This is a genomic window from Virgibacillus sp. GM2-2 (assembly GCF_055329585.1).
On sequence record NZ_JBUZWC010000037.1, the window covers coordinates 1 to 393 of the forward strand.

At 44.5% G+C, this 393-nt stretch carries 1 pseudogene; it reads left to right on the top strand.

What is annotated here, in order from left to right:
- Positions 1 to 107: 107 nt before the first annotated feature.
- A pseudogene (locus tag ACY9Z2_RS18880) lies at positions 108 to 393 on the top strand (RNA-guided endonuclease InsQ/TnpB family protein); the annotation flags it as partial.

The following is a 393-nucleotide window of genomic DNA, read 5'->3' on the forward strand; positions in this document are numbered from 1 at the left end:
ACACGACGAATTTCTACTATCGACAGGTGTTCACAGCCATGCGAAACGGGACATCAAATGCCAATTAGAAAGAGGTACTGGATGCCATTACCCGCCACCTTCCTTTGATGAATACGATAAAACAGGCACAGTTCGAGAAAAGGAAAGCGAAAAATCCAGACGACGAATCAGTAAAGCTTTACCTGTTTACCCCTCCATCCGAAGAAAAGAAGACAGTCGGTTACGGTCTTATGGATGGACTTTTCAAAACCATGAAACAACCTGACTATCGGGCACTACCTGCCCAATCAAATCAGCATGTCATCAAAAAGGTATTAGAAGATTGGTCCTCGTTCTACGAAGCGATCAAGGATTACAACTTGCATCCGGAGAAGTACACAGGACGGCCGAAAA